Below are 219 nucleotides of genomic sequence, written 5' to 3'. Positions count from 1 at the left end.
TAGGTGAAGCCCATCGCCACCGTCGGGGCCGTCCCCGTTACGCCCGTGGTGGGCCGGGGCAGGGTGACGCTGGCCGAGATTTTGCGGCCGGCCGTGTCGTAGGCATGCGTGCGCACCAGCACCGTGCCGGCCTTCTCCGCCACCACACGGCCCAATATGTCCAGCCCATAGACCGCATCGGCCAGGCCGGGGCGCTTCACCTGCACCGGCCGGTTCAGC

General features: G+C 70.8%; 1 protein-coding gene. It reads right to left on the bottom strand.

The window, feature by feature from the left end:
* Positions 1-219: hypothetical protein (locus ACM9HJ_RS31055; RefSeq protein WP_416575679.1), on the bottom strand; the 219-nt coding region annotated here is incomplete at both ends.

This window comes from Niveispirillum sp. KHB5.9 (genome assembly GCF_048066115.1).
In the GTDB taxonomy this organism is placed as follows: domain Bacteria; phylum Pseudomonadota; class Alphaproteobacteria; order Azospirillales; family Azospirillaceae; genus Niveispirillum.
The sequence above is the reverse complement of the archived record's forward strand: the minus strand, read 5'-3'. Positions and strand labels throughout refer to the sequence as shown.